The organism is Stenotrophomonas sp. YJH_SMC_133 (assembly GCF_059370655.1).
Map to the genome: position 1 here is coordinate 291,724 of NZ_JCAFTW010000006.1, position 7,359 is coordinate 299,082.

The following is a 7,359-nucleotide window of genomic DNA, read 5'->3' on the forward strand; positions in this document are numbered from 1 at the left end:
GGGTTGCGGTAGATCCACGCCATGCGTGGATAGGCACAACAGCCAGGGTCAGTTCCAACCAGTGCAGCTGATCACCGCATCAGCATCACTTCCCCACTGGCATCGGTGCGCAGCGAAACCGGCTGTGGCTGGCGCAGCCACTGCGCCAGGTCACGCGGGCTGAGCGGGCGCGAGTACAGGTAGCCCTGGATCTCGTCGCAGCCCTGGCGGCGCAGCATGTCCTCTTCCTGGTGCGTTTCCACGCCCTCGGCCACCACCTTCATGCCCAGCGCATGCCCCAGGTGCACGATGGCCTGGGTCACTTCGGCCGTACCCGAATCGTGCAGCATGCCCTGCACGAAACTGCGGTCGATCTTCAGGCGCCCCACCGGGAAGCGGTTGAGGTAGTTGAGATTGGAGAAGCCGGTACCGAAGTCATCCACCGCCAGCGGCACGCCGTGCCGTTCCAGCACGTCGAAGCAATGGCGCAGGATGTCGGTGTCACGGATCAACGCCGACTCGGTCAGTTCCAGCTCCAGCCGCTGCGGTGGCCAGCCATGGGCGTGGCAGATTTCGATCACGCGCTCGGCAAAGCCGCGGTCTCGCAGCTGTACCGCAGAAACATTCACCGCAATGCGGTCGAAACGCAGTCCGGCACGGTCCCAGGCGGTTGCCTGGCGGCAGGCCTCATTCAGCACCCAGTCGCCGATCCGCACGATCTCGCCGCATTTTTCGGCAATGGGGATGAACTCGGCCGGGCTGCAGTAGCCGATCCCGGGGCGGTGCCAGCGCAACAGTGCCTCGATCGCCGGCGGCTCGCCGTGGTGGGCGTGCAGCAGCGGCTGGTAGGCCAGGCTGAACTCTTCGCGTTCGATGGCGCCGTGCAGGGCGTGCTCCAGCTCCAGCTTGCGCTGGATGCGGGCCAATGCGTCCTGGCTGTAGTACTGGTAGGTGTTGCGCCCCGCTTCCTTGGCCGCGTACATCGCGGCATCGGCGGCACGCAGCAATGAATCGAAATCGGTCTGTGCATCGCCCAGCATCGCGATGCCGACGCTGGCGCCGACCTTCAACGTGGTCTCGCCACGCCGCAGCGGTTCGGCCAGCGAAGCGATCAGCTTGCGCGCGACGTGGCCGGCGTCTTCCGGCTCGGCCAGGTCGCGCAGTACCACGATGAATTCATCACCACTGAAGCGGCCAAACAGATCGTTGTTGCGCAGGTTCTGGTGCAGGCGCGTCGCGGCGGCCTTCAGCAGTGCATCACCGGTGGCGTGGCCGAAGCTGTCGTTGATGGTCTTGAAGCCATCCAGGTCGATGAACAGCATCGCCAGCGATGTGCCACGGTCACGTGCTTCCTCGATGGCCTCTGCCGTCTGCTCGCCGAGCAGCACGCGATTGGGCAGGCCGGTCAGCAGATCGTAGTGGGCCAGCAGTTCGATGCGCTCGTTGGCCTCGCGCTCGCGGGTGATGTCACGGAACAGCACCACGAAGCGCGGCGGCAGGCCGTCACGGCGGTCCAGCTCGATCAGCACCTGCACCCAGACGCGCAGGCCGGACTGGCGGTAGAAGCACAGGTCCAGCTGCTCGGGCAGCCCGCCGTTGGCGATGCGCGCCAACGCCGCTTCGAAGGCGTTGCGTGAGTCCTCGGTGTACAACGCCAGCGCCTGGTCGAGGGTGATCGGTTCCTTGCGCAGGCCGTGAATGCGATAGCATTCCTCGGTCCACTGCATGTGCCGGGTCTTCACCTCGATCTCGCAGCCGCCGATGCGGCCCAGCGCGGAGACGCGGTTGAGCAACTCGGTGCGCCAGCGGATCAACGCGTCGGTCTGGTGCTGCTCGGTGATGTTCTGCACCTGTCCAAGCAGTCGCTTGGGCTGTCCGTCCATGTCCAGCAACGGCTGCATCCACAGCCGCAGATGCTGCGACGGCTCGTTGCCCCGGGTCAGTTCCAGTTCGAGATTGGCGGCACGGCCATCGCGCCACAACCGCCGCCACGCCGCACGCAATGCGCCACGTGAACGTGGGTGCAGCTGCTTCAGCCAGCGCCGCTGGCCGGGCACGGCGCCCTGCTCCAGCGCAAGCATCGAACGCAGCTCCGGCGACCACCAGAAATGACCACTGTTGGGGTCGAACGACCAGCTGCCCATGCTGGCGATGCGCTGGGCCTCACTCAGGTGCAGCTGCTGTTCCTGCAGCAGCCCTTCCAGCTGCTTCTGCTGTTCGATATCGGTATGGGTACCGACCATGCGCAGCGGCTGGCCATCGGCGGTGCGCGCGACCACGCGGCCCCGGTCCAGTACCCAGCGCCACTGGCCATCGGCCTGGCGGAAACGGAACTGCGCGCTGTACTGCTCGCTCAAGCCACGCAGATGCTCTTCCAGTGCGGCCCGCACCTGGGCGATGTCCTCGCCGTGCACGCGGGCCAGCATCTCGGTGGCGGTTTCATCGCCCACTGCCGGGGTGCGCACCACACGGTCACTGGGAATGTCCCAGTCCCACAGGCTGTGGCCGGCACTGTCCAGCGCCAGCTCCCAGCGCCCACCGCCGCCGAGCGGCACCGGTTCGGGAATGCTCAACGTGAAGGCCAGCAGGTTGCCGGCGCCATCGTGCACGGCGCGCAGGTGGCCATCGTAGTGCCCGTGCGGGCCACCCGGCAGCGTGCAGGCCACGATGCCGCCATCGGCAGCCATCAGGCGCAGATCTTCCAGCATCGGCGCATACGCAGCCACGGTGGCCGGCAGGCCATGCTCGCGCGCAGCCGGATTGGCCGCCAGCGGGCGACCCGTGCGGTCGACGATGACCAGCGCCGACGCAAGCGGGTGCTGCAGCAGGCTGGCGATGATCCCTTGGTCCACGCGATCTTGCTCCGGATGACACGCCCGTCAGCGGGGCACGCAGTGGTTAACGGCGCCTGCGGCGGATAATTGAGTGGTCTGGGCGCACCTGCGCGGTAAGATGGCCGGCGCCCCTTTCAACCAGCCCGTCCATGCCTGCAGAACCGACCGGCACCGCCCTTGTACCCGATCCGCGGATGGCGCAGGCGCTGAGCCGCGACCGGCGACGGGTGGTCCTGAGCTACCTGGTGATGGCATTGGCCTGGATGATCGCTTCCGACAGTGCCGTGCAGGCGCTGGTGCCGGATCCGCAGCAGGCGGCGATGTGGCAGAGCGTGAAGGGCTCGTTCTTCGCACTGGCCAGTGCCGGCCTGCTGTATCTGCTGTTGCGGCCGCTGGCCGAGCATGTGCTGCACACCCATGCGCGCCAGCAGGCCTCGGAGCTGCGCCTGCGGCAGATGTTCGAGGGCAACCCCGGCCCGATCCTGGTCTACGACCTGGACACGCTGGCGATCCTCGATGCGAATCCGGCTGCCTGTATCGCCTTCGGCTGGGAGCGTGACGAACTGCTGGAGCAGACCATCGACGCGTTGTGGCCGCCAGGCCAGGACCAGGCGCTGCAGACCAAGCTGGAGGCGATCCGCGAGGCGCCGGAGGAACTGTGCATCCTGCGTGCCCAGCTGCAGCTGCGTGACGGCTCGCTGCGGCAGATGGAACTGCGCTCCAACGCCATCAGCTATGACGGCCACAACGCCCGCTTGTTGATTGCCATCGACCGCACTGCCGAAGACCTGGCCCAGCTGCGCCGTGACCAGGCGCTTGCGCGGGTGGAAGAAGCCCACGAACTGGCGCGCATCGGCGCCTGGGAACTGGACCCGTCCACCGGCATGGGCCGCTATTCCAACCAGGTCTACCGCCTGCTTGGCCGCCGGCCGCCGGAAGCCCGCCGCTGGCACCGCTTCGACGAGCTGCTGGTTCCCGCCGACCCTGCCACCGCCACCCAGACCGAACAGCTGCTGGCCGACCTCTGCTCGGGTGATCCGGTGCAGGTGGACGTACTGCTGCCCCTGCTGTCGATGGACGGACGCGCCCTGATGGTGCACCTGCGTGCCGCCAGTGGTGTCGATGAGTCCGGCCGCAGCCGCGTGCTGGGCACCCTGCAGGACGTGACCGAGCGGGAGCAATCGCGGCGCCTGCTACGCGAGCGCGAGGAGCAGTTCCGCGAACTGGTGCGGGTGCTGCCCGATGGCGTGGTGATCCTCTCCGACGAGCACGTGCTGTACACCAACGCCTGGGCGGCCAGCCTGTTCGGCTATGGCAGCCATACCCTGCTGGGTGAGCCGCTGTCGGCGCTGGTCGCTGCCGGTGATCTGGCCCGCGTCCGCGGCCAGCTGCGTGCAGGGCAGCCACACCTGGGCCCCGGCCACAGCAGCGTGGTGGCCATGCAGCGCGCCGACGGCCGCAGCTTCCATGCCGGCCTGGCGGTGGGCGAGGTTCGCTATGGTGGCCGCGACTGCAAGCTGCTGATCGTGCGCGACCTCAGTGATTCCGAACGGACGCGCAGTGCACTGGAAACCAGCAACCGCGAACTGCAGGCGATGGCCGGCCGCCTGTTCTCCCTGCAGGAAGACGAGCGCCGCGCGATCTCGCGCGATCTGCACGACGACATCGGCCAGGCGATCACGGCGATCAAATTGTCCGCCCATGCCGCGCAGGACGAGCACGATCCGCAACGCCGCGCCGAGGACCTGGCACAGATCGTCAGCCTGGCCGACACCACGGTAGCCAAGCTGCGCGACATCTCCACCCTGCTGCGCCCTCCGCAGCTGGACGCGCTGGGCCTGGAAGCGGCCCTCAGCTGGCAGGCACGGGTGCTGTTCCGTTCTTCGCAGGTGGAGCTGCTGGCCGAGATCGAGCCCCTGCCGCATCGCCCCGACAACAGCATCGAACAGGCCTGCTTCCGCATCGCACAGGAGAGCCTGACCAACGTGCTGCGGCACGCGCGCGCGAGCCAGGTACACCTGCAACTGCGCGACATCGGCAAGCGCAGCCTGCACCTGCAGATCCGCGACGACGGCGAAGGTTTCGACCCGGACGGCCCGCGCGGCCTGGGCCTGATCGTGATGCGCGAGCGCGCGCAGAGTGTCGGCGGCCATGTGCGTATCGAGTCCGCACATGGCGAAGGCACCCTGATCGACGTTCACCTCCCCTACCAGGCGGCCAGCATGGCCGCCGTTGAGTCACCGGAATACTGAGCCTATGTGGAATCCCAACCAGCCGCCGGTCAGCATCGATGATGCACCCGATCGCCTCGGTGCCGGCAACCCCGAGCTGCAGGCGATGGTCGCCGAAGCGGCCTCCGGCGGCACCGCGCTGATGCTGATGCACGTGGACATCGACCACTTCGCTTCAGTCAACGAGAACATGAGCGCCGAGGTGGGTGACCAGGCGCTGGTGCTGGTGGCGCAGCGGCTGCAGTCCTACCTGCGCGGTCGCGGCAAACTGTGGCGGCATGGCAGCGACGAGTTCCTGATCGCGGTCCCGCGCAACGCCGACGTGCCGCTGCCGGAGGACTTCGCCGAGGAGATCCGGCAACAGATGGAGTTGCCCCTGTCGGTGCTGCCGTACACGCTGTTCATGACCGGCAAGCTGGGGGTGAGCCTGTGCCCGGAACACGCCAGTAACGCCTCGCGACTGCTCGACCACGCCGAGGATGCGCTGTACCAGGCAGCCCGCGAAGGTGGAAACGCGGTGCGCATCCATGCAGTGGATACCCCGCCGAGCGCGCACAGCGAGAGCATCATCGCGCGCCAGATCGTCGACGCGATCCCCAACGGTGAGCTGAAGCTTCGCTACCAGCCGCTGGTCAGTGCCCGCGACGGCCATGTGGTGGGCATGGAGGCGCTGCTGCGCTGGCAGTCCCCCACGCTGGGCATGCTGGTGCCGGAGCGCTTCATGCGCACCGCCGAGCGACTGGGCATCATCGTGCAGATCGGCACCTGGGTGCTGGAGGGCGCGCTCAAGCAGGCCCGCCTGTGGCGCGACCAGGGCTTCGACGACTTCACCATTGCCGTGAACGTCTCCACCCTGCAGCTGCTGCGGCCGAACTTCTTCGCTGAAGTGATGGGCCTGATCCAGGCCGCGGGCGTGCCGGCACAGATGCTGACGCTGGAGATCAACGAAAGCGCGCTGACCAACAATGTCAATTTCGTGCACGAGACACTGGCCAACCTGCGCAACGAAGGCATCAGCCTGAGCCTGGACAACTTCGGCACCGGCGATTCCAGCCTCAGTGCGCTGGTGCGTTACCCGGTGGACAAGCTGAAGATCGACCGCAGTTTCATCAAGAGTGCACCAGCCGGCAACCGCGAAGCGGCCATCGCACGCGCGATCATCGCCATGGGCCACCAGCTGGGCATGACGGTCATTGCCAACGGCGTGGAATCGCAGGCGCAGCTGGGCTTCCTGCGCCGCAACGACTGCGACGTGTTCCAGGGCTACCTGTTCGGCGAACCGATGTCGGCCGATGCCGCCGGCATGACCCTGCGCCGCCGCTACCTGCGCCCGGAAGCCTTCGCCGAGACCCGCCCGGACCGCACGCTGCTGCTGCTGGACGACGAGGAGAACGTGCTGCGCTCGCTGGTGCGCCTGTTCCGCCGCGATGGCTACCGCATCCTGGCCGCCGGCAACGTGCGCGATGCATTCGACCTGCTGGCGATCAACGACGTGCAGGTGATCCTGTCCGACCAGCGCATGAGCGACATGAGCGGCACCGAGTTCCTGGGCCGGGTGAAGATGCTGTACCCGGATACGATCCGCCTGGTGCTGTCCGGTTACACCGATCTGAACACGGTGACCGACGCGATCAACCGCGGCGCGATCTATCGCTTCCTGACCAAACCGTGGAACGACGATGAGCTGCGCAAGCACATCCACCAGGCATTCCGCACCTATGAGGAGCAGCGTCGCAGCAACGCCGGTCCGGCGCCTGCGGAGAGCGGCGATGGCGGCGAGGATCGCCCGCTGCGGTAACGATCCCGTCTGGTAGAGCCGGCCGCTGGCCGGCTGCTCTCGATGCCTGGCTCAAAGGGGTTGCCGGCCAGCGGCCGGCACTACCCGAAGCGCGAATCCGGTCGGGGACAAGCCCTGGCAGAGCCGGCCGCTGGCCGGCTGCTCTCGATGCCCGGTTCAATGGGTTGCCGGCCAGCGGCCGGCACTACCCGAAGCGCGAATCCAGGTCGGGAACAAGCCCTGGTAGAGCCGGCCGCTGGCCGGCTGCTCTCGATGCTGGATTCAATGAGGTTGCCGGCCAGCGGCCGGCACTACCCGAAGCGCGAATCCAGGCCGGGGACAAGCCCTGGTAGAGCCGGCCGCTGGCCGGCTGCTCTCGATGCCTGGTTCAAAGAGGTTGCCGGCCAGCGGCCGGCACTACCCGAAGCGCGAATCCAGGTCGGGGACAAGCCCTGGTAGAGCCGGCCGCTGGCCGGCTGCTCTCGATGCCCGGTTCAATGGGGTTGCCGGCCAGCGGCCGGCACTACCCGAAGCGCGA

General features: G+C 67.5%; 3 protein-coding genes. 2 read left to right on the plus strand and 1 reads right to left on the minus strand.

Features of this window, described 5'->3' with window-relative positions:
• Positions 1-71: 71 nt before the first annotated feature.
• The gene (locus tag AC5P78_RS11145; RefSeq protein WP_099479177.1) at positions 72-2,831 is read right to left on the minus strand and encodes a bifunctional diguanylate cyclase/phosphodiesterase; all 2,760 of its coding nucleotides are present in this window, start codon (positions 2,829-2,831) and stop codon (positions 72-74) included.
• Positions 2,832-2,962: 131 nt separating this feature from the next.
• Between AC5P78_RS11145 and AC5P78_RS11150 the strand changes: the two genes are divergently transcribed.
• Together AC5P78_RS11150 and AC5P78_RS11155 are read left to right on the plus strand one after the other, a co-directional pair.
• Positions 2,963-5,065, plus strand: coding sequence for a sensor histidine kinase (locus AC5P78_RS11150; protein ID WP_062606983.1), 2,103 nt, complete (start codon positions 2,963-2,965; stop codon positions 5,063-5,065).
• Positions 5,066-5,069: 4 nt separating this feature from the next.
• Complete coding sequence (locus AC5P78_RS11155; RefSeq protein WP_005409582.1) at positions 5,070-6,842, plus strand: EAL domain-containing protein; 1,773 nt, start codon at positions 5,070-5,072, stop codon at positions 6,840-6,842.
• The last annotated feature ends 517 nt before the right edge of the window (positions 6,843-7,359 follow it).

Excerpts from the sequence above, each read along its gene's own strand:
- AC5P78_RS11150 (WP_062606983.1), top strand. The coding sequence starts at position 2,963 with ATGCCTGCAGAACCGACCGGCACCGCCCTTGTACCCGATCCGCGGATG.
- AC5P78_RS11155 (WP_005409582.1), top strand. The coding sequence starts at position 5,070 with ATGTGGAATCCCAACCAGCCGCCGGTCAGCATCGATGATGCACCCGAT.